Annotated in this window: 1 protein-coding gene; it reads right to left on the reverse strand. The window is 63.3% G+C overall.

Translation table 11 applies throughout. The features are described 5' to 3' along the window. Nucleotides 1-13: 13 nt before the first annotated feature. A complete protein-coding gene (locus tag EOA33_RS34935) occupies nucleotides 14-1,534 on the reverse strand; it encodes an ATP-binding protein (protein WP_127407669.1) in 1,521 nt (506 codons plus the stop codon). Between the last annotated feature and the right edge of the window lie 116 nt (nucleotides 1,535-1,650).

The raw sequence follows: 1,650 nt of genomic DNA on the forward strand, positions 1-1,650 counted from the left end.
GTCAAAACCTGACCTATCTCTTGCGGGATGCCACCGCCTTGGTCGGCAGCGCCGGCAGTTCCTCCATCACCCGGCTGAGCGGGAAGATGGCGATCGCCTCGGTGCCCTCGCGCAGCCTGGAGTGAAGCTCGAATTCGCCGCCATGCATGGCAAGCAGGCCCTGCACGATCGGCAGGCCGAGACCGGTGCCTTGCTCGGCGCTCTTGATGGCGATCGAACCCTGGCCGAAAGCCGAAAGCACCACAGGGATCTCTTCCTCCGGAATGCCCGGGCCATTGTCCTTGACTGATATGTACTGCCCGCCACCGGCGGTCCAGCCGACGCGCACGCGAACCTCGCCGCCAGACGGCGTGAACTTGATGGCGTTGGACAGAAGGTTGAGCGCGATCTGCCGCACCGCGCGTTCGTCGGCGAACAGCCTCGGCAAGGCGGTTTCGAAATCCTGGATGACGCGGATATCCTTGTTGCGCGCCCGCAGCTCCATCATGTGGCAGCAGTCCTCGGCGATGTTGAGCAGCATCACCGGCTCCTCGTTGAGCTGGTAGCGGCCCGCCTCGATGCGCGACAGGTCGAGGATTTCGTTGATCAGGTCGAGCAGGTGCTGGCCGGACTCGTGCACGTCATGGGCATAGTCGCGATAGGTGGGATTGTTCATCGGCCCGAGCACTTCATTGGCCATCACTTCGGAAAAGCCGAGGATGGCGTTGAGCGGGGTCCTGAGCTCGTGGCTCATCGACGCGAGGAAGCGCGACTTGGCCAGATTGGCATCCTCGGCCCGACGCCGCGCCTCGTCCGACATCGATTTCGCCGTTTCCACCTCCGCGATCAGCGCATCCTTCTCTGAACGGAATGACATCAGCATCAGCGAGGCCTGGTTGAGATGGCGCGCGACGTAGGCGAAGAAGGGCAGGGCGGCGACCAGCAGCGCGGCCATGATAACCTCGATCGGCAGCCACAGCCGCGATCCGGCATAGGCATAGACAGCGACGGGAATGGCGAAGGTCGCCAGCAGCGCGCCGCCCAGCGAGGATGCCATCACCGCGGTCGCTGCCATGGCGACCAGAAGCACCATCGCCTTGATCACCTGGAACTGATCGATCTGGCAGGTGTCGCAGCCGAACCAGGCGAACCAGGCCCAGCCAAGGCCGCACAGGAAATGCCCGATGAGGAAATCGCGCCGCGCCTGCGACGGATCGATCTGGGACGCTTCGGTCCGCTCGACGCGCCGCGCCATGAAGGCAACAATCGTGTAGCAAAGCAGGGTGAACAGCGCCCAGATGCCGATCTTCTTGTCGAGGCCGGCCAGCAGGCCGGTCGCGGCGATCGCCAGCACCAGGATGGGTATGGCGGTCGCGCCGACCACCATGGTGCGGGCATGCAGCTTCAGGAGCTCGCGGTCGAAGTCGAGGCTGCCGGCCTGCTGCGAAAGACGGTCACGGGTTCTGCGCACCGCGCGCGCCACATCGCTGTTGCGATGCGGTTTCCTGCGGTCCACAATGAATTTGTCCGCTGTGTTCGAGCGTAGCAAAGGCATGCAAACTTCAATTTCTGCGCGCAGCGATTTCAATTCGTTAAGCTACGTTCGAATGATTAAGAGACTGTTTGCCATATGAGCCGTTCCTGGTCGCCGAGGCCGCGCTGGCGATACGC

The organism is Mesorhizobium sp. M4A.F.Ca.ET.050.02.1.1 (assembly GCF_003997725.1).
Classification (GTDB): Bacteria; Pseudomonadota; Alphaproteobacteria; order Rhizobiales; family Rhizobiaceae; genus Mesorhizobium.